We start from the raw sequence: 21133 nt of genomic DNA, 5'->3' as shown, positions 1-21133 counted from the left end.
TGTAAATAGCGGGATTTCTGTCCACTGGCGGGTCATGTATACTGCGCCGAGAATAACTTGGGATTGAGGTGGAGTGATGTCTGAAGAAGTAATGGAGCAAATTAAACAGCAGATTGAAAATAATTCAGTACTGCTGTTTATGAAGGGATCACCCCGTATGCCCCAGTGTGGTTTTTCCTCTCGTGCGGTGCAGGTTTTGTCTGCCTGTGGCGAACGGTTCGCTTACGTTGATGTGCTGGCGCATCCTGATATCCGGGCTAACTTGCCCAAATACGCAAACTGGCCAACTTTCCCACAACTTTGGGTTGGCGGGGAGCTTGTGGGTGGCAGCGATATTATCAGCGACCTGTATGAGCAGGGAGAACTGCAGAAGATGGTTAAAGCAGCGAGTGATTCAGCAGAAGCCTGATATCAATCTCAGAGAGTGTGAGAAAGAGTGTGAGAAAAAGTCGGTGTTTATTCACCGACTTTTTTGTTTGTGGTTTCTACCTGATTTCATGTTGTTTGTCTGTAATAGGCATCCTCTATCGCTAAACAATAAAAAAATCATGAGTAAATGCTCTGAATCTTGTGGGCGAGCCGAAATGCTATGTGTATGATGTATGTGTTTTTAGCGGCCCCTTCGCGTGTGACGCAATAGACTGATTGGGGCGTTTATTCAATCCATTTGACGTGGAGATAGGGAATGGCAGTTCTTGTAGGTAAGCAGGCTCCTGATTTTACAGTTCCTGCGGTTCTGGCTGACGGAACAATCGTTGATGAATTCAATCTGGCAGAAGCAATCAAGGGTCAGTATGGCCTGATCTTCTTCTATCCGCTGGACTTCACCTTTGTCTGCCCATCTGAGCTGATTGCTCTGGATCATCGTATGGATCAGTTCAAAGAGAAAGGTGTTGAGGTTATCGGTGTTTCTATCGATTCCCATTTTACTCACAACGCATGGCGTAACACTCCTGTTGAGAAGGGTGGTATCGGCCAGGTTGGTTACACTCTGGCTGCTGACATGCGTCATGACATCGTCAAGGCTTATGATGTTGAATCTGAAGGTGGCGTGGCTTTCCGTGGTGCCTTCCTGATCGATAAGAGCGGCGTTGTTCGCTCTCAGATTATTAACGATCTGCCACTGGGTCGTAACATGGATGAGCTGATTCGTCTGGTTGACGCGCTGCAATTCCACGAAGAACACGGCGAAGTTTGCCCCGCAGGCTGGCAGAAAGGTGAGAAAGGCATGAGCGCCAGCCCTGATGGTGTTGCTGCTTACCTGGCTGAAGAGTCCGACAAACTGTAAACCAGTTTCAGAATCTTTTCTTAAAGCGGGGTAGCCGAAAGGTTATCCCGCTTTTTTATTGTCTTGCCTCCCGGTTTTATCCAGACGTATAGTTCGCTGCATGTTTATTTGGGGTGTTTCTTATGGGTCAGTTTGAGCTGGATCACCGTCTTGCCAAGGACTGTATAGTCATTGGTGATTTTCCCCTGAGTCGTATGTTGTTGATGAATGACGCGCGTTATCCGTGGTTTATTCTGGTGCCCAGGGTTAAGGGTATTGAGGAGATTTTTCAGTTAAGGCAGTCTGATCAGGGGCGATTGCTGAAAGAGACATCCTACGTTGCAGAGAAACTCAAGGATGTGTTCGCCGCTGAAAAAATGAATGTGGGCGCTCTTGGGAATATTGTCCGCCAACTTCATATGCATATTGTTGTGCGTAAGAAGGAGGACTATGCCTGGCCGGGACCAGTTTGGGGGCAGGGGGCTGCCATGGCATATACTGACGCCCAGATAAAAGAGATTCGTGATCGTCTGGCAACGGTTTTTACCACTTGGCTGGTGGCAGCTGACAGCCTGCCTCAGGAGTAGATAGATGAAAGATGAACTTCTTGAACTGCAAACACAGCTGAGTTATCAGGACGATCTTGTGCAGCAGTTGAATGATGTGGTGGCACGCCAGCAGGGTGATATAGATCTTCTGCGCCGGGAATTTGAGTTAATGAAGCAGCAGTTGCAGGTGCTGATAAGTCAGCAGGGTGAAAGTGCGGAAGAGGAAGTACCTCCACCGCATTATTGATGCCTTTGGTGGTGCACAAAAAAGCAGGCGCTGAGCCTGCTTTTTTGTCGTTCTCAACAGGTTTGCAAATTAGTGGGATGTGGCAACATCTTCTGCCTGCAGGCCCTTTTCTTTTTCTGTAACAACAAAATCAACCCTTTGGCCTTCACTCAGAATACGGTGCCCTTCGCCTCTGATCGCCCGGTAATGAACAAAAATATCATCCCCGGAGTCGCGGGTAATAAAGCCAAAGCCCTTTGAAACGTTGAACCATTTCACTGTACCGGCTTCCCTGTCGCTATCGAGGGAGCTTTCACTGCTGGTGGCAGAAGGGGCTGCCAGTTGATGGAGGTTACAGAGCGCATGCAGAATGATTCCGCAAACTAGAAGGCTAACGATAATCAGAGGAATATAGAACGTTACCGGATTCACTGGCATGCGACTCAGGGCGCTGATGGCTGCAAGAACTCCAGAGAAGAAAAGAGCAACTGATCCAAGAGTTTGAAGCTGTCTGCGGGACCCTGAGAGGGGTTTCTGGTAGCAGCCGACGATTATGTTAACAGCAGCGGCAGCAAGCAACATAATCAGCGAGGGTTCGCTGGTGTAGATGTTTGCAGCAGAAACTACCGGAAACACCTCGGGGTGCAGGGCTGGTAATAAAGCAGGTGAAGCCAGATACAGGCCGGTAAGGATAAGGCCTGATAGTAGCTGGAGATATTTTAGGTTTTTAAGCAACATGTTTTTTCCATGCGTATCATAAATGTTATTGGTTTTATCAAAGATATAAAGAACTGCACTCTTAATTTAACGCGATTGTGGATCATGTCTCAATATCTTCGATGTATAAGGAGCAAACATTTATCAAAGAAAATTACCTTAGTTCGGTAAAAATAGATTAAAAAATACTCGCAAGCCGAAAAACCGTGGTTTATATTGGATTCGTAACCGGTTAAATTGTTCAGGGTTTTATCGCTCGAAGTCTAACGCCATTTGTGACAGTAATCAGTAACAAACTGTCAGAAGTTACAAAATGACTTTCATCGAGAGTGGGGATGTGTAGAGTCGTGTCGAGCGGATGAATCGTCGATCGGTTATGGTGAAAATGAAAATCTAACCCATTAAACCTGTATGCGTCTGAAAACGTTGTATGTAGTTTAAGTTGTGGTGAGTAGGTCAGGCATGTTGTAAGCAGGGGAAATAGGAATTCCAAAACTGTTAGAAAACGTGTTCGGAGATAACAAATGCCAGGTGCAGCTATCAAGGAAAAGTACACCAAGAGCCAGGTTCTTAATGAGATTGCTGAGAATACTGAGCTTTCGCGCAAGGATGTGAGCAATGTTCTTGATGAACTGACTGATCTTATTGAACGCCATATTAAAAAGCGCGGTTGTGGTGAGTTTGCCATTCCAGGGCTTTTAAAAATTGTGACCAAGAAGAAGCCCGCCCAAAAAGCGAAAAAGAATGTTCCTAACCCTTTTCGTCCCGGCGAGTTAATGGATGTTGCGGCAAAGCCCGCTTCTATTCAAGTAAAAATAAGACCTTTGAAAAAGCTGAAAGACTTCGCTTCTTCCTGAGGTTTGGCGCGTATCGACCGGATTCTGTTTTTTCAAGACTGAATCTGGTCGATATGAGTTTTAATGAAGAGATAAAGCTATCAGCGATGTAGGCCCTTGCTAAGAATTTTTTCGTAACTGGTGGGGAGGAGACGAACCAGCCAGTCGATAAGAAGTGAATCTGACCCAATCATTATCCGTTTTCTGTTGTTCAATATTCCATTGATCATCACCTGTGCAGCTCTTTGGGGCGTTGTTGTTGCCATCTGTTCAAAGTTGCTGGCAGCGATATCCTGATCTTCGTTATTATCCGGGCCAATATGGTAGCGGCCGTGCTTAACAATATTGGTTTTGATGCCGCCTGGATAAACGCAGGATACATTAATGCCGGTGTGTTTCATCTCCTGACTGAGGGCTTCAGTAAAGCCTCGCACGGCAAATTTGCTGGCGTTATAGGCTCCCTGAGTAGGAACGGCCATAAGTCCAAAAACGCTGGAGGTATTAACGATATGGGCTTCTTTCTGTTTCAACAGGTGGGGAAGAAATGCTTTGCAACCATAGACAACGCCCCAGAAGTTGATATTCATTAACCACTCCATCTCTTCAATATCCATATCGCTGATGGTTTGAGAGAGTGCGACACCGGCGTTGTTTATCAGTACATCAACGTGGCCAAATTTTTCAATGGTGCTTTCGGCGAACTTATCAACCTGCTCTTTTTTTGAAACATCTGTAGTACTGGTTTGGTACTGGCAGTTTTCAGGGAGCATCTCGCAAGTGAGTTTCATGCTCGAAGGATTAATTTCTGCGAGAGATAGTAAGCATCCCTGGCGAGCGAGCTCGATTGCAAGATGTTGCCCTATGCCTGACCCGGCGCCAGTAATTGCGACGACTTTTCCTTCAAGGGATCTCATTTTATTCCTGTTTGCACTGGTTTTATTATTCTTGATTTTTATTGTGGTTTAGAGCGGTCGCCCTTGTCCTGTGCACTATAAACGCTTCACAGGAATTGTTGAATGGTAGAGTTGCCTGACTGGTAATTTATTTAAAATAAAAAAGCCGCTATCGAGATAGCGGCTTTGAGGTCTGGTCTGGCTAAACCCTCTTTAGAATACAGCCAAATCGTAGGTTATAAGAATGCGTGAATCTTTCTGGGTTTTGTCGTTCGCGTTGGTTTTGGCATCATACTCATATTTGGCATGGCGCAGAGTCACGGTTAAACCATCCATTTGTGGAACAGCATAATCGAGACGAACATTGTACTCGCTGGTATCAACGTCACTATCAGAGCCAGAGTTGTCAATTTCACCATCCACGAACAGAGCGGAAGCACTCAGGCCCTCGATCATGTCCGAGAAGTCATAACCAACCTTAACTTTGTATGAGGTTTCATTGGCGTGGTTGAAGTCGCTGATTTGCACAGCGTTGTAGCCATTGAAGCCAGTGGAGTCTTCCCCTCCGCGCCATGGCGTTCCCGCGTCAGCAAATCCGCCTTTTGGATCGCTCACATCGGTCATGCTCAAGCTTGCACTCAGGTTTGAGTGATTCATGCCAGCGGTTAATCCGTGCCAGGAAATATTGTCCTTTTCACCGATTGATTTAATTATCTGGTTGCGCTTGTTGAGACCTATGGCCTCAATTTTTCCATATTGAGCGCCAAAGTTAAAAGATGTCATTTGGTCAACTTTGAAGGTGTAGCCAGCATCCGCATAGAGTGCTGAAGCAAAGTCGTTCTGTTTGCCATAGGCGAGCCCAAGGTTTAATCCGTCGACTTCATAGGAAATGCCGACAGTTTTTACATCTTCTTTCTTGTCTGAGACCAGTTCATCAGAGTTATCTATGACATTATCGCCATTAGAGTCTCTTCTTACAAAGATTGCATAATCTTCGTAACCTGACTGGTCACGTTTGTTGCCTGCTTTGGCAACGGCTCCATACACGGTAAAGCCTTCCATTGAGTAGTCAGCGTAGAAGCCCTCCGTGGTGCTTGGTAGTGAGCGGGAGTCGTTCTCGTTGAGTAGCGGTGTATCCATAACCATGCGGCCATATTTCGCTACACCGTTATCGAGCAGATTGATTTTCACAGCGCCAAAGTTTTTGCCGTAGCTATGGCCTTTATTTCTTCCGCCTTTTTGAAGGAGGTTGTTTGCTGTGGATGTGCCACTGCTTTCTGTAAGTTTTAGAGCGTAGTGTGAGCTTAAATCAACACCAATAATATTGGCGAAATATCCTGATTTGAAATCAGCGCGAATGGCTTGAACCCAGGATTTATCTTTATCTGATTTTGCTGTGCCGCTTTTCACATCTTTATTCATGTAGTAGTTCCGAAAATGAATATTCAGGGAACTATCATCCATAAATTGTTCAGCTTGTGCGGAAGTGGCAGCCATAGCTGCAACAATAGCAACGCTTAATGTACTTTTTGTTAGTGATTTCATTCTTACACCAGCTCCTTGGGTGTTGTTGTTTTTGGCTTTTCTTTTTATGGCAATTACCAAAACACATTGCTTCTAATCCTTAGAAACTTCTTACAACAGTGTGAAGCAAACGGCGTGCCTCCCCGGGCAACCACACATGAAACGCATGTGTACTTCCATTGTTCAATAGGTTTTTAGGAAATGCAACATAGAGATGTTAGGTATTTTAATAATGAATAGTCTTGTGTTATGGGGGTTGTACAATTACCAGACACTGGTTTTTTATTTCTTTTTTGTCAGTGTCTGGTTAGCTTATTTCAATCAGTGAATTAGATAAGAGGGATGGTGTAGTCAATAATTAGACGATTTTCATCTATAGAGTTACCTTTGGTGGCGCTCCTGACTGTGGCGTTTCTCCAGGTAATTGCTAATCCTTCAAGGGTTCCATTTTTAAATGTGTAGCGCAGGTCGGTATTGCGTTCCCATTCGCTCACTTTCTTGGTGTCTTTAAATTCGCCAGTTACATAGCGAGCCATAATGCTTAAACCGGGAATTCCCCAGTTATCAAAGGAGTAATCAACCCGGCTCTGCCATGACTTTTCATTTTTCTTATTAAAATCAAGGTATTGAACAGCGTTCCAAGTGATTAAGCCGTTGTCGTCATGGTTGCAGCCATCCCAGCAATAATCAAAGCTGTCTCCAATAACACTCTGGAAAGAGAGCATGAAAGACAGGTTGTCGAATGAGAGTCGTGATGCCAGGTTCCAGAGTTTACTGTCCAGTTTGCCATCATAATAGCGGCCGTCATCTTTGCTTGTTTGATAATAACCATCTAACAGTAGAGCGGTTTTACTACCCAGATCCAGAGTGTAAGAACCATTTAAGAAGTTTTGCTTGATATATTTATCCGCTTTACCGGTAGCGGCGTGGAAAGCTAAACCGTTCTCCAGAGCGAAAGAGGCACCAAGAATGCCGACGTTCCAAGTATCGCCATTAGCGTTTTTGTAGGAGTGGAAGCCGGATTCTGTTTTGCCTGAGGCCTTGTCTGAGAAAATGCCATAGAAGCCCAGCTTGTATACTTCCAGCTCTGCCAAAATACCCTGTGTGCTGGAAGGTGTGGTGCGGGAATTGCTGTCATTCAGTAGTGGTGTATCCAGAAGCATGCGCCCTGCTTTTAGGTGTGCGTTGATATTGTCATCGCCAAAGCGGGCTTTCAGGTAGGCTTGACCGATTTTGTCGTAGCTTTCCTGGTTAGCAACGACTTTGCCATTTTTTACCTTTGATGATTTTTGTCTCAGGGCGCCGGAGCCGAATTTGTCGTCCTCTCCGATAAGCTTTAACGCTCCAAACCAGGAAGCGTCAAAGCCGATAATGTCGGCAAAATAACCGGATTGTAAATCGACTCGTGCACCTTGGCTCCAGCTCTCTGCAGTGCCAGGCAGGGTGTTGCCTCTATTATCTGTGCTTTTATCCCTAAAGTCTCTGTTAAAGTAGAAGTTGCGCAGCCCGAGATCAATGGTGGTGTCATTCGCCATTGCGGTGAACATGTCAGGCATGCTTTGAGGTTGTTTGGCAATTTCGTTTTGGTCACGCCCCAAGGCTGGCTGCATAATCAACCCTGAAGCAAGAGTGGCGACTGCCAGCCGAGTAATGGTTCCACCTTGGCCTGCCGTCGCTTTTTTTTGCGTTGTTAGCGCTTTTTTTTGCGTTGTTAGCATTGTGGTTCTACTCCGGTTCGTTCCGATGATCTTGAAGATCGTGCAGGCTTATGAAATAGACAATGGCTGCGGTTTGTGCAAATTCGAGATGTATAAGCCGCAGGTTTTTAAGGCGAATATGTAAGGGTGCTGACTGATTCGACGACTCTGGGGGGTAAAACAGTGATGACAATCCCCGTTTCCCTTGTGATAATGCCCGGTCATTTTAGTGATCAGGCTTTTTGGGCGCTTAATTCATGCCTATATATGAGTATCTTTGTCAGGATTGTGGGGGCTCCCATGAGGCTATCCAGAAGTTTAGTGATGAGCCTCTGACCAATTGCCCTCACTGTGGCAAGCCGGAACTTAAGAAACAGATATCCGCACCCTCTTTCCGTTTAAAGGGCGGTGGCTGGTATGAGACTGATTTCAAAGGCGAGCAGAAAAAAAATCTGGCAACAACAGATAATCACTGTCCTAGCAAAGACACCAAGAGCGGCTGCGGTTCCTGCGCAGCAACCAGCGATTGAACCTGCGATTGGGATTAGGAATAGTCAGGCCCGGTACAAGCCGGCATAAAGCGAGAATTCGAGGTTAATCATGCGCAGCCATTATTGTGGCGATCTGAATCAGGGCCATAACGGCGAAACTGTAACACTATGTGGTTGGGTGCACCGTCGCCGTGACCATGGTGGCGTTATCTTTCTTGATCTGCGAGATCGGGAAGGTATTGCACAGGTTGTTGTCGATCCCGATACTGAAGAAGCCTTTGCACTGGCAGATAAAGCCCGTAGCGAGTATGTATTGAAAATTACCGGTCTGGTGCGTCCTCGCCCAGAAGGTACTGTCAATCCCAATATGTCTACGGGTGAGATTGAAGTGCTGGGTAAAGACGTTGAGATCCTGAACGCTGCCCAAACTCCTCCGTTCCAGTTAGATGGGTACACAGATGTTGGCGAAGACGTTCGCTTGTGCTATCGCTATATGGATCTTCGTCGCCCGGAGATGCAGGAAAAGCTGATTATGCGCAGCAAGGCGACCCGCCTGGTGCGTAATTATCTTGAAGATAAGGGCTTTCTGGATATTGAAACACCAGTGCTAACCCGAGCTACGCCAGAAGGCGCCCGGGATTATCTGGTTCCTAGTCGTGTGCATCCTGGGTCTTTCTACGCATTGCCTCAGTCTCCACAGTTATTCAAGCAGCTGCTGATGGTGTCCGGCTTCGATCGTTACTACCAAATCGTCAAGTGCTTCCGTGATGAAGACCTGCGTGCAGAGCGTCAGCCAGAGTTTACCCAGATCGATATTGAAACTTCGTTTATGAGCGAAGAGGAAGTAATGGGTACGACCGAAGATATGGTCGCTAAAATGTTCAGCGAACTGCTGAATGTTGATCTGGGTGAGTTCCCTCACATGACCTTTGCTGATGCTATGCGTCTGTATGGTTCCGACAAGCCTGATCTGCGTATCCCTCTGCAGCTGACCGATATTGATGACCTGGTTGCCGGTGTAGACTTCAAAGTCTTCAAAGGGCCTGCGAACGATCCGAAGGGTCGTGTTGCTGCACTGAAACTGCCCGCTGGCGCTGAAAAGCTGACCCGTAAGCAGATTGATGATTACGGCAAGTATGTTGGCAACTATGGTGCGAAAGGTCTGGCCTGGATCAAGGTCAATGCACTGGAGAATGGTGTTGAAGGCCTACAGTCTCCAATCCTGAAGTTCCTGGGCGAAGAAGTGGCCATGAATATCATGGATCGTCTGGAAGCCAAGAATGGCGATATCGTATTCTTCGGTGCTGATAGCGCTACAGTTGTGAACGATGCTCTGGGTGCGTTGCGCTGCAAGCTGGGTGCAGATCTTGATCTGTATACCTGTGAGTGGGCACCTCTGTGGGTTGTTGACTTCCCGATGTTTGAAGAAAACAGTCAAGGGAATCTCACAGCTCTGCATCATCCGTTTACTGCACCAACCTGCACACCAGAAGAGCTTGAAGCTCGCCCTGCTGATGCTCTGTCTCGTGCTTACGATATGGTTATCAACGGTTACGAAGTGGGTGGCGGTTCTGTACGTATCCACAAAGAAGATATGCAGCAGGCGGTATTCCGTGTGTTGAGCATTGAAGAAGGAGAGCAGCGTGAGAAGTTTGGCTTCCTGCTGGATGCTCTGAAGTTTGGTGCACCGCCCCATGCTGGCTTGGCCTTTGGTTTGGATCGTCTGTGCATGTTGTTATCTGGAACTGACAATATTCGTGAAGTCATTGCTTTCCCGAAAACCCAGTCAGCTTCTTGTCAGCTCACACAAGCGCCAAGTGTGGTTGATCAGCAGCAGCTTCATGATTTGAATATCCGTATTCGTCGTGATGCAGCATCTGCGACGAGTCACTGATTGTAAGCTCTGATGCTGGAACCGGGGATGGTTTTGACTGTTCCCGGTTTTTTTATATCGGCAAACTGCATGGTTATTGTGCACAGCCTAGGCTGTACGCTGTGATCGCGATATAATAATCGTTTTTCGTATTCCCGAGGATTGCCGATGGCCGGTCATAGTAAATGGGCCAACATCAAGCATCGCAAGGCTGCGCAAGATGCCAAGCGAGGCAAGATTTTTACCAAGCTGATTCGTGAGCTTGTGGTTGCTGCCAAAATGGGTGGTGGTAACGTTGAAGATAACCCTCGCTTGCGAGCGGCTGTCGACAAGGCGCTGGGCGCCAATATGACCCGTGACACCATTAATCGTGCTATTGCGCGTGGTGCCGGTGGTGATGATGATTCCAACATGGAAGAGATTGTCTACGAAGGTTATGGCCCTGGTGGTGTAGCGGTATTGGTTGAGTGTCTGACTGATAACCGTAACCGGACTGTGGCTGAGGTTCGTCATGCATTTTCCAAGCATGGCGGTAACCTGGGTACAGACGGTTCTGTGGCTTATTTATTTGAGCGCAAGGGACAAATCTTTTTTGAACCAGGTGCTGATGAAGATCAGATCATGGACATTGCACTGGAAGTGGGTGCGGAAGATGTTGTGTCCAATGATGATGGCTCCATTGAAGTGCTAACAGAATGGACTGAGTTCATGACTGTTAAAGATGCACTGGAAAAAGCCGGTTTAACTCCTGCAGGTGGTGAAGTAGCGATGATTGCATCCACTCAAGCGGAGATGGATGTTGGCGGTGCAGAAAAAGTTCTGAAGCTGATCGACCGTCTGGAAGATCTGGATGACGTGCAAGAGGTTTACACCAACGCTGATATCTCTGCGGAGATTATGGAGCAGCTGGGCTGACCTGTTTGTCTCTGCCCGTGTTCTGCGGGCAGGTTCTCCTCTTCTTTATCTTGTGTGTGCGCTGGTGGAGGGGGATTGAGGGTCGAGGAAATTTAAAATCTCCAGCGCTGCGTGAAAATGTTTGGCATGCAAGGTATCCGGCAGTTGGTCAAAATAACTGAGTTTTTTGGTTAAGTTTTCGCCGGTCACCTCGTATTCGTCGGTTTTAAAAACCGGGCTACCCATCTCATGGTGTTTTTGAAATAGGAACAGCCAGACAGCTAGTTTTACATCTTTGTTTGTTGTTATTTCTTCAAGTTTTGTTTCTAGCCTGCTTAGCCAGCCCTGTATTGCTTTATGTGAGGCTTTTGTTCCGTAACGACTTTGTTGCTGGTATTGAACATTGCAATGTGTGATGTCGTGGCGGTAAAAATCATGGAGACCCATTAAAGAGTCATCATGGAATCCCCAGCGGGAGACAAGCAGTCCCGCTGGCTTGATGTTGTAACGTAGAGATCGGACAAAAAAAGGAATGTCCAAAGGTTCGAAGCTGGGCCATATTAGATATTTATTATCCATGTCTGATTTTGGATAGTTCGAAAAGAAGAACGGAATGAGTTTGTCACGCAATTCATCTGTTGCCGTCTCTCTGTCGGAGAAGTTGATTTGACTTATATGAGAAAGGTTTCCCTTTATTGTTCTTCTTTTGTCTTTGTTTTTATTTATCGTTTCGATTCCGTCCCGGTATGTTTCATAAAATAGGATATATTGCATCACAAATGCGTAAATGTCTGTGTAGTGATATGTCTCGGCGCTTTCAAGGTGTTGTTGTATTCTCTGAATCAGTGATTGAATTTCCTTATGTGCATAGCAGTCATGGCGTTCCTTTAAGGCTTTCAACACAATACACATATTGATCAGAACGGTGCCTAACTCCTTACAGCGAAATTTATCTGGCCCTTGTTCCTTGAACAGCGTGTCAAGTTGAATCGCTCTTTCGGATAACTCTTGTTCATTTAAAGACATCAAGACACTGTCTGGAACAAGTGTGACTGATTTACCCCAGGCCACTTCTTTCCGGTAGCTCTGTAATGAAATTTCTTTTCGTGATAAGCATTCTTCGAGTGCATCTTTGTTATTCTGGCTGAGAGGGTAGGGGGTGGTTGTAAATAGAGTAAATACTTGGGGTAGCTGGACTTTGCCGGCAAGAATCGAAGTTACTCTTTTTTTGATGCCGGATAGCGACACTTTCTGCTGAGCCTGAGTGTGGCGACCAGGAAAGGCTGGTCGGCGTGGGCGGAGGTTGTAGGGCGTTGATCGTTGTCGGTGTGGTTTGGTGCGAATGGCAGGCATATCCCCCCCCTCTGATACTTCTCGTTTTCCCTATAGACATGAAATGGTGAGGATTGGTTCCTGAGGTATGTTGGCATTGGCAGTGATGTTATCTATATGGTCATTTTTCCTGTGCTCTCACTTTTCTCATAACACATTGACTCCCAGTGTTATCAGAAAAAGAACAACCGTCAGGGCAGTGACTACGGCCAGTGGCGTCAACCAATCCTTCATGACCCGATAAGCCTCTTACATGTGGCTGGTGAAAATATGCTCGACAGCTTAACCCTTGAGGCGAAAAACACCTGTTGCTTTTGGTTACCGGTTGCCGCGTCTTTGTAAGTTATTTTGATGGCGTGCTGTTCCTAAAAGATGAAGGTGTTGTATTAGCCCTTCACACATCCTGATTTTACTGTAAAAATAAACAGTGTTAATACTTTGCCTGAACAGGCTGGCTTTCATGTATGGCAATTATTCTTGGGATTGACCCGGGTTCCCGGGTAACAGGTTATGGGGTAATTAACCATAACGGGCAGACAGTTGAGTATGTAGACTCGGGCTGTATTCGTATTCAGCCGGGCGAGCTGCCGGAGCGTCTGAAACAGGTGTATGACGGTATTGATCAGGTTATTGCTGCCTGGACGCCGCAGATGGTTGGCATTGAGCAGGTCTTTATGGCTAAAAATGCCGACTCTGCCTTGAAATTGGGGCAAGCCCGCGGCGCAGCCATTGTTGCAGCAATGAACAGTGGCTTGCCGGTGAGTGAATACTCTGCCCGGCAGGTGAAGCAGGCTGTGGTCGGTACTGGTTCTGCGGATAAAGAGCAGGTACAGCATATGGTGATGGCGATGTTGCGGTTGAACCGTAAGCCGCAGGCGGATGCTGCGGATGCTTTGGCCGTGGCCCTGTGTCATGCTCATACTCGGCAGGGGTTGATTGGCTTGGCGGGGACTGGTGGGCGTCGGATTGCTCGCGGTAGATTGCGCTGATTTTTGTGCGAATTGTTTAGCGAAAGTCATTGCTGGGGATAAGCCGGCTGTCAGCATTTGAGATAACCTCCTGCGCTTTTCTGGGTGCTGGGGAGGGGAGTAGAACAAAATATGATTGGAAGACTGCGCGGCATACTCATAGAGAAAAACCCTCCCGGGTTGCTGATTGATGTGTCCGGTGTGGGTTATGAGCTGGAAGCACCGATGACTACGTTTTATCGGTTACCGGAGCTGGGTTTGGAAACCACGTTATATACCCACTTTGTGGTGCGGGATGATGCGCAGCTGCTGTATGGCTTTGCGGATAAGAGTGAGCGTCAGCTGTTTCGCACCCTGATTCGCGTGAATGGTGTTGGGCCAAAGTTGGCGCTGGCGATTCTGTCTGGTATGGAAGCGGAAATGTTTGCCCGCAGCGTTCATGAGCAGGATGCTTCTATGCTCACCCGTATTCCTGGTGTTGGTAAAAAAACTGCAGAACGTTTGATTGTTGAAATGAAGGATCGCCTGGATGAGTGGCAGTCGGCTTTGGCTCCCCTGGAAATGGCTGCGGCTGGTAAACCAGTTGCTGCAACTCCAAGTCATGACCCGATTCAGGACGCGATCAGTGCGCTGGTTGCTTTAGGCTATCGTCCACAGGAAGCCAGTAAAGCAATTTCTGCGGTTCAGGATGAATCTTTAGGTACTGATGAGTTGATTCGTCAGGCTCTCAAGGCGATGGTGTAGGCAGGAGCTGGCAGGAAAGCGAAGATGATAGAGAGTGATCGATTGATTTCGGCGCAGGAAGCGCCACTCGAAGATCGTATTGATCGTGCGATCCGCCCGGACAAGCTGGATGACTACATTGGTCAGCCAAAAGTGCGGGAGCAGATGGACATTTTTATTCAGGCGGCCCGTCTGCGTCAGGATGCCCTGGATCACACTTTGGTGTTTGGTCCACCGGGTTTGGGTAAAACGACTCTGGCCAATATTCTGGCTAATGAGATGGGAGTAAATCTTCGCTCTACCTCTGGCCCGGTGCTGGAAAAGGCTGGTGATTTAGCGGCCATGCTGACCAATCTTGAGCCTCACGATATTCTTTTTATTGATGAAATTCATCGTCTCAGTCCAGTGGTTGAAGAGGTGCTTTATCCGGCCATGGAAGACTATCAGCTAGATATAATGATTGGTGAAGGCCCTGCTGCCCGTTCCATCAAGCTTGATCTGCCACCCTTTACCCTTGTTGGCGCGACGACCCGTGCGGGGTTGCTGACCTCTCCACTTCGTGACAGGTTTGGCATTGTTCAACGACTTGAGTTTTACAGCGTTGCCGATCTAACAACCATCGTTCAGCGTTCAGCAAAGATTCTGAATATGGATATGGGTGTAGATGGAGCTGGTGAAGTGGCCCGTCGTTCACGTGGTACACCACGAATAGCCAACCGTTTATTGAGACGGGTACGGGATTTTGCTGAAGTGCGAGCGAATGGAAAGGCTACGGGTGAAGTGGCTAATGCCGCTCTGAATATGCTGGATGTGGATAACCAGGGTTTCGATCATATGGATCGCCGCCTGCTGCTGGCTATGATTGAGAAGTTTGATGGCGGGCCGGTTGGGGTTGATAGTCTTGCGGCAGCCATTGGTGAGGAGCGGGATACCATTGAAGATGTTCTTGAGCCCTATTTGATCCAGCAGGGCTATCTTATGCGCACGCCTCGGGGGCGGGTAGTTACCCGCCATGCTTATGAGCATTTTGGTCTTTCATTCACTGATGAGTAAAGCGCTGCCATGATCAAGAAATGTTTTTTACCTATTGTTGTTGGCAGTATGTCTGTTCTGGCTGGCTGTCAGTCTAGCCAGACTTCCCATGTCTATTCCCAGAGCGAAGCTCGTACGATTCAGGCAATACAGGAAGGCACTATTATTGAATTGGAGGCTGTGACTCTTGAAGGAAGCCAGAGTGGTCTCGGTGGTATTGCCGGCGGTGCGGTTGGTGGTATTGCTGGCAGCGGTATTGGCAGAGGTCATGGCAGTGACATAGCCGCTATTGGTGGTGCTGTTCTGGGTAGTATTCTCGGCAATATGGCTGAGGAAAAGGCAACCCGGAAGCAAGGTGTCAATATTACCATTCGTCTGACCAATGGGCAGTTGATTTCTGTTGTGCAGGAAGTTGATCCGAGTATGGTGTTCCAGAATGGTGAACATGTGCGTATTTACACCCAGAACGGCACCAGTCGTGTTGCTCCTATGTAACCCATAACGAAGAAGTTCAATGTGTTCAGGTATTTTGTAGATGTATCATTTTGTATAGATGGCACTACACAATGATTTTCCATGGTATAAGCCTATCAAGAGCTCACTTTTGTTTTGTGAGGGCTCTTTCCAAGTAGAGGTGTGGCTGTGGCCGATAAAGTTTTTAACTGGCCGGTACGTGTTTATTATGAAGATACTGATGCCGGCGGTATTGTTTACTACGTTAATTATTTGAAGTTTATGGAGCGAGCCCGGACGGAATATCTGCGTAGTCTCGGGTTCGACCAGCAAGCGCTGATGCATGACGGTATCCTGTTTGTTGTGCGTAATACCTCGGTTGATTATCTCAAGCCTGCCAGGCTGGATGACGCTTTGAATGTAACGGTCAGCTTGTCCCGCCGTGGGCGTGCCGGCTTTGATATGATTCAATCTATCTGGCGCGGTGAAGAGAAACTCTGTGAAGGCAAGGTTGCTATTGCTTGTGTCAGTGCCAACAGTCTTCGTCCGGTCGGGTTGCCGGTCAATGTGCGTCAGGCCATGCTGTTATCATCGCAAGACGGAAAGTCCTGAATGTTTTCTGCTTAATAAACTATCGACTTCAAGCTATCGACTTCAAACTAGCGGGCAAGTGAGGAAAGAGTGACAGAAGGTACATCAATGTGGGCGCTGGTGCTGAATGCCGGCTGGGTGGTTCAGTTTGTGCTACTGATGTTGCTGGTGGCCTCGGCGGTGTCCTGGGTGTTTATTGTCCAGCGCGTTATTGTTCTGCGTAATGCCCACCAGTCAGCGGTTACCTTTGAAGATCGCTTCTGGTCAGGCATGGATCTCGGCAAACTTTACCGGGAAGTACATGGTGACAGTGATCCTGATGGTGGGATGGAGCGCATCTTTATGGCCGGTTTTCGTGAGTTCACCCGTCTGCGTGGGCAGGGCGTGGATGCTGATGCCTTAATGGATGGTGTTCAGAGATCCATGCGCGTAGCTGTAACCCGCGAGCAGGAAAACCTTGAAGCTCACCTGCCATTTCTGGCAACTGTTGGTTCAACTGGTCCTTACGTGGGATTGTTTGGAACCGTTGTCGGGGTTATGAATTCTTTCCGCGGGCTGGCCAATGTTCAGCAAACCACCCTGGCTGCTGTTGCTCCTGGTATTGCCGAAGCCCTGGTAACTACAGCTGTTGGTCTTGTTGCCGCTATCCCTGCCGTTGTTGCCTATAACCGTTTCAACTCCCGTGTTGAGCAATTGCTCACCAGCTATGAAACCTTTGCGGAAGAGTTTTCCAGCATTCTGCACCGTCAGGTTCATGCTCAGGTTGTGCAGTCTGCCGATAAGCGCGGGGAGAGTTGATTATGGCGCGAGGTGCCGGGCGTCGTAAGCCCATGTCAGAAATTAATATGGTGCCGTTTATCGACATCATGATGGTTATGCTGGTGGCTTTTATGGTGTCGTCCCCCATGTTTACTCAGGGGGTTCAGGTTGACCTGCCAAAAACCGACAGCAAGCCTGTAGAGATTCCCAAGGGTGAAGAGCCACTGATTGTCTCCATAAAACCAGATGGTTCTTATTATCTGAGTCTTGAATCTACAGGCGATAAGCCGCTTTCTCTGGATGTGCTGACTGATCGGGTCAGTAAAATCAAAAAAGCTCGTCCTTCAACGTTAGTATTGGTAAAAGGTGACAAGGCTGCCAGTTATGGTGCGGTTGTTGAGGCGATGGCTGTACTGCAAAAGGCCGGAGTCAGTGATGTTGGCCTGATTACTGAGCCAGGGGAGCTTAACTGAGCGTGAAGGAAAAGTTCTTCTGGCGGATGCTGGGTGGTGTCAGAAAAATCTTACGGGGGCAGGGAAGTAATGCCTGGACAATTCCCGTCTTGTTCTCAGTTGTATTGCACACCATTCTGGTGATTGGGTTGTTTATGATTATGCCTTCATCAGAAGAGCGTACGATTAATCCCACCCCCAGTTTTGTCAGTGCTCGTATGGTTACCCTTGAGCCTGAGGCAAAGCCAAAAGCCAAACCGAAGCCCGCACGAAAAGTTGCTCCTAAGCCAAAGCCTGTTAAGGCGGCACCTGTTAAGAAAGCTCCACCCAAGCCTAAGGTGGATAAAAAATCTATCGCTTTAAAAAGAAGGCAGGAAACAGAGCGTAAACAACAAGAGCGGGAAAAACTCCGTAAAGAACAGGAGCGTCTCGATGAGTTGCAAAAGCAACGTGAACAGGAGATGCTGGCGGCATTGGCCAGAGAGCAACAAGCACGCATGCAGGCTGAGCAGCTAAAGGGTGATCAGGTGGCAGTGGCCACCTATGCAGGTGTTATTAAAAACCTTGTTGAGTCGCTATGGTCACGACCGGCTTCGGCGAAAAGAGGAATGAAGGCTACATTCCGTATAAAAATGCTGCCGACCGGAGAGGTCATCAGTATTTCCATGATTTCCAGTAGTGGTAATGGTGCTTTTGATAGGTCTGCATTGCAGGCCATAGAAAAAGCGCAACCATTCCGGGAGATTCAGCATTTGGAAAGCCGGCTGTTTGATCGAGATTTTCGAGAGTTCAGATTTGTTTTTGATCCCAGGGATTTGCTGAAATGAGAATGTTGGCGCGGTCTGTTCGGTTCGCCCTATTCGGGTATTTGCTTCTGTTGGTGAGTCTGGCTCGTGCTGAGCTGACTATTGAGATTACCCAGGGTAATGATCAGGCAGTGCCTGTAGCGGTTGTTCCTTTTTCCTGGAATGGAAAAGGTGTTCTGCCAGAGGATATAGCCGGTATTGTTGGTAATGATCTGCGTTTAAGTGGGCAGTTCGCGCCACTGCCCAACAATCAGTTCCTTGGTTTTCCATCAAAGGATGATGAGGTTTACTTTGGTGACTGGAAGCGCCTTGGGGCTTCTTATCTGGTCGTAGGGCAGGTGACTGAGCAGCCGAATAATCGTTACAAAGTGAACTATGAGCTATTTGATGTACTGGGCAAAAAATCAGTTGTTCGGGGTGAGGTTTCAGGCAACCGCAATCAGTTGAGGTCTGTTGCTCATAATATCAGTGACGCCGTTTATCAAAAAATTACCGGTGTACAGGGTGTATTTTCTACCCGTATCGTCTATGTCGTGGCCAAGCGTTACAGTATCGACAGAACAGACTACAAACTGGTTTATGCAGACATGGACGGTTATCGTGCTGTGCCTGTTCTGCAATCAAAAGAGCCTATTCTGGCTCCAAGCTGGTCCCCCGATGGTCGTAAACTGGCTTATGTTTCTTTTGAGACCGGGCGTCCTGCGATTTATATTCAGGAGCTGGCTACTGGTCGACGTGAACGTATCAGCAGCTTCCGTGGTTTAAATAGTGCACCCAAATGGTCACCTGATGGCAAAAAAATTGCCATGGTGCTGTCAAAGTCTGGCAACCCTGATATTTACGTATTGGATCTTGCAACACGAACCCTGACCCAGGTGACACGTCACTTTGCCATGGATAACGAACCTGCCTGGATGCCAAACGGTAAGAGCCTTGTATTCACATCTAATCGTGGTGGTTCAGCTCAGTTGTATGAAGTGACTCTGGCAAATGGCGGTGTTAAACGCCTGACATTTGAAGGTCGCTTTAATGCGCGGGCTCGCGTATTCCCAGATGGCAAGAGTCTTGCCTTTATTCACAAAGGCAAAGGGGACGAATCCTATAATGTGGCTGTTCAGGAACTGGGTACTGGACGTATGCGTATTCTGTCGTCTTCACCTTTTGAAGATGCCCCAGACGTATCCCCCAATGGTCGTATGTTGATTTACTCCGCCCAGGGTGGTGGTCAAGGTGTGCTGGGCATTATTTCTGCTGATGGGCGAATCAGTTTCCGGCTGCCTTCCAGTGAGGGGGATGTTCGTGAACCTGCGTGGTCACCATTTTTGCAATAAAAGTACGTTTTTTGTTGGCTAAGTAGGAGTTGACCCTTTTGGTGTTCTGGTTTGCCGAGGGCAACTCTGGTACCTTAATTGAGTTTTTTATCATGATAACTCGGGAGTCCAAAATGAAGTTTGCCCATATCGCCAAAGGGGTCGCTACGGGATTAGCCGTTCTCTGGCTGGCTGGTTGTGCCTCTAATACTCAGACTTCTGGGTCTGGCGCTGAAAGTGGTGAAGTTGCTGGTGGTCATCAGACTGCTGCTGTAACTACCCCTCTGGTTGATCCAGCAGTTCAGGCTGTAATCGACTCTGGCAAGGTTAACGGTAGTGCTGAGCAGATCGCAAATCTGTTGAAGCAGGATACAGTTCACTTCGGTTTCGATAGTGACAAACTCAGCTCTAACGATATTAAAGCTCTTGATGTGCAGGCAGCTTACCTGACCAGCCCTGCAGGCTTGAACAGCAAGCTGGTTGTTGAGGGGCACACCGATGAGCGTGGCACCCGTACTTATAACCTGGCACTGGGCGAGCGTCGTGCAAAAGCTGTGAAAAGCTATCTGGCTCTGAAGGGCATCTCTGCTTCCCGTGTTGAGGTTGTGAGTTACGGCTTTGAAAAGCCTGTTGATCCTGCTCATAACGATACGGCATGGGCGAAGAACCGTCGTGCAGTTATCGTTCCTGTAGAAGGGTAATCGCAAATGGCGGCAAGGAATGCTTTGCTGGGTCTGATGCTGACTGCTCTCACAGTTCAGGTTTATGCTGAATCTTCTCCTATTCCGGTAGTGAGTGCTGGCGGCGAACGTGCACCTGTGCCTGCTTCCAGAGTTGTTGCCGCTTCATCTCCGGTCTCAACTCTGACCGTGACCGAGAATATCGCCCAACCTGCCGGTCTCCTCAACCAAATCGAAACGCTTCAGCGTGAAGTGATGGAACTGCGTGGGCTGGTAGAAGAACAGGTCAATGCTATTGAGCGTATTCAGAAAGAGAATCGTGATCGGTATCTGGATCTGGATCGGCGCATCAGTCAGCTGGCTTCTGGGCAGCAGGCAAATTCTGCTAACCCTTCAAAACCTGCAACGACTGATGTTTCCGGGGCTTCTGCTTCGGTAGCTGCTAATGTATCAGTGGGTATGGCAGAAGCGGCTGCAGAAAAGGCTGGTGAGGCTTTATATCAGGATACTTTTCAGCTGATTCGTGATCGTAAGTTTCCTGAAGCCATCGCGGGTTTGAAAACCTACGTTGAAAGGTACCCATCCGGTACTTTTGTCGATAACGCTCAGTACTGGCTGGGTGAGGTTTATCTTGCCCAAGGCGAGTTGAAGGATGCGCAGGCCGCATTTACCCAGTTGGTTGAAAAGTATCCTTTCAGCGATAAATTGGCCGATGCAACTTACAAACTGGGTCAGGTTTATGACCGTCAGGGTGATCGTGCTAAAGCACGCGAGTATCTGCAAAAAGCGATAAACGATTTCCCAGGAAGCTCAGCGGCACGTTTGGCTGATGTTTATTTGAGGAATCTGGAAGGGTAACCTCCAAACTGAATTCCCGATATGTGTAATTTCGCATTTTTCGAAAGCTTTTCGGAAAATGCTGGGGTTGCACGTTATTGGCAGTTCTGTAAGATACGCATCGCTCCGGTTGAGAACGCTGGAGGTGTAAAGCGTGGGTCGTTAGCTCAGTTGGTAGAGCAGTTGGCTTTTAACCAATTGGTCGTAGGTTCGAATCCTACACG

23 protein-coding genes and 1 pseudogene are annotated in these 21133 nt (G+C 47.8%); 19 read left to right on the top strand and 5 right to left on the bottom strand.

Features of this window, described 5'->3' with window-relative positions:
* The first annotated feature begins 76 nt into the window (after positions 1-76).
* The 4 genes from grxD (at position 77) to QMA35_RS09120 (ending at position 2062) form a co-directional block, all read left to right on the top strand.
* Positions 77-409 carry a Grx4 family monothiol glutaredoxin gene (gene grxD, locus QMA35_RS09135; protein ID WP_281646840.1) on the top strand — a complete coding sequence of 111 codons (333 nt, stop codon included), beginning with the start codon at positions 77-79 and terminating at the stop codon, positions 407-409.
* A gap of 276 nt (positions 410-685) precedes the next feature.
* Positions 686-1288, top strand: coding sequence for a peroxiredoxin (locus tag QMA35_RS09130; protein WP_281646839.1), 603 nt, complete (start codon positions 686-688; stop codon positions 1286-1288).
* A gap of 122 nt (positions 1289-1410) precedes the next feature.
* Positions 1411-1854: an HIT domain-containing protein gene (locus QMA35_RS09125; RefSeq protein WP_281646838.1), complete on the top strand. Its 444-nt coding sequence runs from the start codon at positions 1411-1413 to the stop codon at positions 1852-1854.
* A 4-nt stretch (positions 1855-1858) separates the two neighbouring features.
* Entirely contained in the window at positions 1859-2062 is a 204-nt protein-coding gene (locus QMA35_RS09120) for a SlyX family protein (RefSeq protein WP_281646837.1), read from the top strand.
* Between the two features lie 69 nt (positions 2063-2131).
* Here QMA35_RS09120 and QMA35_RS09115 read toward each other — a convergent pair.
* A pseudogene (locus tag QMA35_RS09115) lies at positions 2132-2338 on the bottom strand (cold-shock protein); the annotation flags it as partial.
* Between the two features lie 944 nt (positions 2339-3282).
* On the opposite strand from QMA35_RS09115, the gene QMA35_RS09110 reads away from it, so the two are divergent.
* On the top strand, positions 3283-3615 hold the full coding sequence (locus QMA35_RS09110; RefSeq protein WP_281646836.1) for an HU family DNA-binding protein: 333 nt from the start codon (positions 3283-3285) through the stop codon (positions 3613-3615).
* Positions 3616-3695: 80 nt separating this feature from the next.
* Here the strand turns inward: QMA35_RS09110 and QMA35_RS09105 are convergent, their stop codons facing one another.
* From QMA35_RS09105 to QMA35_RS09095, 3 genes are all read right to left on the bottom strand, one after another.
* Complete coding sequence (locus tag QMA35_RS09105; RefSeq protein ID WP_281646835.1) at positions 3696-4508, bottom strand: SDR family NAD(P)-dependent oxidoreductase; 813 nt, start codon at positions 4506-4508, stop codon at positions 3696-3698.
* Between the two features lie 192 nt (positions 4509-4700).
* Positions 4701-6032 carry an OprD family outer membrane porin gene (locus QMA35_RS09100; protein WP_281646834.1) on the bottom strand — a complete coding sequence of 444 codons (1332 nt, stop codon included), beginning with the start codon at positions 6030-6032 and terminating at the stop codon, positions 4701-4703.
* Positions 6033-6340: 308 nt separating this feature from the next.
* Positions 6341-7729: an OprD family outer membrane porin gene (locus tag QMA35_RS09095; protein ID WP_281646833.1), complete on the bottom strand. Its 1389-nt coding sequence runs from the start codon at positions 7727-7729 to the stop codon at positions 6341-6343.
* A 236-nt stretch (positions 7730-7965) separates the two neighbouring features.
* Between QMA35_RS09095 and QMA35_RS09090 the strand changes: the two genes are divergently transcribed.
* From QMA35_RS09090 to QMA35_RS09080, 3 genes are all read left to right on the top strand, one after another.
* A complete protein-coding gene (locus QMA35_RS09090; protein ID WP_281646832.1) occupies positions 7966-8238 on the top strand; it encodes a zinc ribbon domain-containing protein in 273 nt (90 codons plus the stop codon).
* A 70-nt stretch (positions 8239-8308) separates the two neighbouring features.
* Positions 8309-10093, top strand: a complete 1785-nt coding sequence (aspS, locus tag QMA35_RS09085; protein ID WP_281646831.1) for an aspartate--tRNA ligase — start codon at positions 8309-8311, stop codon at positions 10091-10093.
* Positions 10094-10240: 147 nt separating this feature from the next.
* A complete protein-coding gene (locus QMA35_RS09080; protein ID WP_281646830.1) occupies positions 10241-10987 on the top strand; it encodes a YebC/PmpR family DNA-binding transcriptional regulator in 747 nt (248 codons plus the stop codon).
* A gap of 45 nt (positions 10988-11032) precedes the next feature.
* On the opposite strand, the gene QMA35_RS09075 is transcribed toward QMA35_RS09080, so the two are convergent.
* Positions 11033-12319 (bottom strand): hypothetical protein, encoded by a 1287-nt coding sequence (locus QMA35_RS09075; RefSeq protein ID WP_281646829.1) that lies wholly within the window; start codon positions 12317-12319, stop codon positions 11033-11035.
* Between the two features lie 443 nt (positions 12320-12762).
* Here QMA35_RS09075 and ruvC point away from each other — a divergent pair, with 443 nt between their 5' ends.
* The 11 genes from ruvC (at position 12763) to ybgF (ending at position 20930) form a co-directional block, all read left to right on the top strand.
* Positions 12763-13287, top strand: coding sequence for a crossover junction endodeoxyribonuclease RuvC (gene ruvC / locus QMA35_RS09070; RefSeq protein WP_281646828.1), 525 nt, complete (start codon positions 12763-12765; stop codon positions 13285-13287).
* Positions 13288-13398: 111 nt separating this feature from the next.
* Positions 13399-14010 (top strand): Holliday junction branch migration protein RuvA, encoded by a 612-nt coding sequence (gene ruvA / locus QMA35_RS09065; protein WP_281646827.1) that lies wholly within the window; start codon positions 13399-13401, stop codon positions 14008-14010.
* A gap of 24 nt (positions 14011-14034) precedes the next feature.
* Positions 14035-15042: a Holliday junction branch migration DNA helicase RuvB gene (ruvB, locus tag QMA35_RS09060; RefSeq protein WP_281646826.1), complete on the top strand. Its 1008-nt coding sequence runs from the start codon at positions 14035-14037 to the stop codon at positions 15040-15042.
* 9 nt (positions 15043-15051) lie between these two features.
* Positions 15052-15516, top strand: coding sequence for a glycine zipper 2TM domain-containing protein (locus QMA35_RS09055; RefSeq protein WP_281646825.1), 465 nt, complete (start codon positions 15052-15054; stop codon positions 15514-15516).
* Positions 15517-15663: 147 nt separating this feature from the next.
* Positions 15664-16086 (top strand): tol-pal system-associated acyl-CoA thioesterase, encoded by a 423-nt coding sequence (gene ybgC / locus QMA35_RS09050; RefSeq protein ID WP_348650938.1) that lies wholly within the window; start codon positions 15664-15666, stop codon positions 16084-16086.
* A 69-nt stretch (positions 16087-16155) separates the two neighbouring features.
* Positions 16156-16863, top strand: a complete 708-nt coding sequence (gene tolQ / locus QMA35_RS09045) for a protein TolQ (protein ID WP_281646823.1) — start codon at positions 16156-16158, stop codon at positions 16861-16863.
* A gap of 2 nt (positions 16864-16865) precedes the next feature.
* Positions 16866-17297, top strand: coding sequence for a protein TolR (tolR, locus tag QMA35_RS09040; protein WP_281646822.1), 432 nt, complete (start codon positions 16866-16868; stop codon positions 17295-17297).
* Between the two features lie 2 nt (positions 17298-17299).
* Positions 17300-18103: a cell envelope integrity protein TolA gene (gene tolA / locus QMA35_RS09035; RefSeq protein WP_281646821.1), complete on the top strand. Its 804-nt coding sequence runs from the start codon at positions 17300-17302 to the stop codon at positions 18101-18103.
* Complete coding sequence (gene tolB / locus QMA35_RS09030; RefSeq protein WP_281646820.1) at positions 18100-19413, top strand: Tol-Pal system beta propeller repeat protein TolB; 1314 nt, start codon at positions 18100-18102, stop codon at positions 19411-19413. The genes tolA and tolB overlap by 4 nt, the downstream gene beginning before the upstream one ends.
* A 113-nt stretch (positions 19414-19526) precedes the next feature.
* Positions 19527-20093 carry an OmpA family protein gene (locus QMA35_RS09025; protein ID WP_281646819.1) on the top strand — a complete coding sequence of 189 codons (567 nt, stop codon included), beginning with the start codon at positions 19527-19529 and terminating at the stop codon, positions 20091-20093.
* Positions 20094-20099: 6 nt separating this feature from the next.
* On the top strand, positions 20100-20930 hold the full coding sequence (ybgF, locus tag QMA35_RS09020) for a tol-pal system protein YbgF (protein ID WP_281646818.1): 831 nt from the start codon (positions 20100-20102) through the stop codon (positions 20928-20930).
* Positions 20931-21133 lie beyond the last annotated feature (203 nt).

The sequence above is a fragment of the Parendozoicomonas sp. Alg238-R29 genome, assembly GCF_947331445.1.
In the GTDB taxonomy this organism is placed as follows: Bacteria; Pseudomonadota; Gammaproteobacteria; order Pseudomonadales; family Endozoicomonadaceae; genus Sansalvadorimonas.
Note: the sequence above shows the minus strand (reverse complement) of the source record. Positions and strands in the feature narration are given on the sequence as shown.

Excerpts from the sequence above, each read along its gene's own strand:
- grxD (WP_281646840.1), top strand. The coding sequence starts at position 77 with ATGTCTGAAGAAGTAATGGAGCAAATTAAACAGCAGATTGAAAATAAT.
- QMA35_RS09130 (WP_281646839.1), top strand. The coding sequence starts at position 686 with ATGGCAGTTCTTGTAGGTAAGCAGGCTCCTGATTTTACAGTTCCTGCG.
- QMA35_RS09125 (WP_281646838.1), top strand. The coding sequence starts at position 1,411 with ATGGGTCAGTTTGAGCTGGATCACCGTCTTGCCAAGGACTGTATAGTC.
- QMA35_RS09120 (WP_281646837.1), top strand. The coding sequence starts at position 1,859 with ATGAAAGATGAACTTCTTGAACTGCAAACACAGCTGAGTTATCAGGAC.
- QMA35_RS09110 (WP_281646836.1), top strand. The coding sequence starts at position 3,283 with ATGCCAGGTGCAGCTATCAAGGAAAAGTACACCAAGAGCCAGGTTCTT.
- QMA35_RS09105 (WP_281646835.1), bottom strand. The coding sequence starts at position 4,508 with ATGAGATCCCTTGAAGGAAAAGTCGTCGCAATTACTGGCGCCGGGTCA.
- QMA35_RS09100 (WP_281646834.1), bottom strand. The coding sequence starts at position 6,032 with ATGAAATCACTAACAAAAAGTACATTAAGCGTTGCTATTGTTGCAGCT.
- QMA35_RS09095 (WP_281646833.1), bottom strand. The coding sequence starts at position 7,729 with ATGCTAACAACGCAAAAAAAAGCGCTAACAACGCAAAAAAAAGCGACG.
- QMA35_RS09090 (WP_281646832.1), top strand. The coding sequence starts at position 7,966 with ATGCCTATATATGAGTATCTTTGTCAGGATTGTGGGGGCTCCCATGAG.
- aspS (WP_281646831.1), top strand. The coding sequence starts at position 8,309 with ATGCGCAGCCATTATTGTGGCGATCTGAATCAGGGCCATAACGGCGAA.
- QMA35_RS09080 (WP_281646830.1), top strand. The coding sequence starts at position 10,241 with ATGGCCGGTCATAGTAAATGGGCCAACATCAAGCATCGCAAGGCTGCG.
- QMA35_RS09075 (WP_281646829.1), bottom strand. The coding sequence starts at position 12,319 with ATGCCTGCCATTCGCACCAAACCACACCGACAACGATCAACGCCCTAC.
- ruvC (WP_281646828.1), top strand. The coding sequence starts at position 12,763 with ATGGCAATTATTCTTGGGATTGACCCGGGTTCCCGGGTAACAGGTTAT.
- ruvA (WP_281646827.1), top strand. The coding sequence starts at position 13,399 with ATGATTGGAAGACTGCGCGGCATACTCATAGAGAAAAACCCTCCCGGG.
- ruvB (WP_281646826.1), top strand. The coding sequence starts at position 14,035 with ATGATAGAGAGTGATCGATTGATTTCGGCGCAGGAAGCGCCACTCGAA.
- QMA35_RS09055 (WP_281646825.1), top strand. The coding sequence starts at position 15,052 with ATGATCAAGAAATGTTTTTTACCTATTGTTGTTGGCAGTATGTCTGTT.
- tolR (WP_281646822.1), top strand. The coding sequence starts at position 16,866 with ATGGCGCGAGGTGCCGGGCGTCGTAAGCCCATGTCAGAAATTAATATG.
- tolB (WP_281646820.1), top strand. The coding sequence starts at position 18,100 with ATGAGAATGTTGGCGCGGTCTGTTCGGTTCGCCCTATTCGGGTATTTG.
- QMA35_RS09025 (WP_281646819.1), top strand. The coding sequence starts at position 19,527 with ATGAAGTTTGCCCATATCGCCAAAGGGGTCGCTACGGGATTAGCCGTT.
- ybgF (WP_281646818.1), top strand. The coding sequence starts at position 20,100 with ATGGCGGCAAGGAATGCTTTGCTGGGTCTGATGCTGACTGCTCTCACA.